At 63.3% G+C, this 411-nt stretch carries 1 protein-coding gene and 1 pseudogene; both read left to right on the top strand.

All coding sequences use genetic code 11. From position 1 onward, the window contains the following. Window positions 1–213 (top strand): annotated as a pseudogene (locus D7Y13_RS43955) (hypothetical protein); the annotation flags it as partial. A 27-nt stretch (window positions 214–240) separates the two neighbouring features. Beyond that, on the top strand, window positions 241–411 hold a 171-nt coding region (locus D7Y13_RS43950), incomplete at its 3' end, for a glutathione S-transferase N-terminal domain-containing protein (protein WP_208734713.1).

Here is a 411-nt window from a genome sequence, read left to right as displayed (position 1 = left end):
GCGGCGTGGTGGTTCATCACGATGGAGCGTTCGTGCCAGGTGCAGTTGCTGGCCGAAGCCGCTGCCGCACGCACGGGCGAAGCACCGCGCACGATTTCCGATGCCGCTGCCCGTCAGGCGTATTCCATCGTCGGATCGGCGCAGGCGGGTTGGTTCCAGTTCCAGCCGCTGTACGCGCGCATCGTCAAAGAACACCCCGATCTGCTCGACTGATCGGCATCGCAAATTTCTGGAGCCCGCATGACGGACCTGATCCTGCATCACTACGCCACCTCGCCGTTTTCCGAGAAGGTGCGTTTGATCCTCGGTTACAAAGACCAGCCGTGGAAGTCCGTCACGGTGCCGTCCATCTTGCCGAAGCCCGATGTGATGCCGCTCACCGGCGGCTACAGGCGCACGCCGTTCCTGCAG

Origin of the sequence: Corallococcus praedator, assembly GCF_003612125.1 — a bacterium.
GTDB classification, from domain to species: Bacteria; Myxococcota; Myxococcia; order Myxococcales; family Myxococcaceae; genus Corallococcus; species Corallococcus praedator.
Note: the sequence above shows the minus strand (reverse complement) of the source record. Positions and strands in the feature narration are given on the sequence as shown.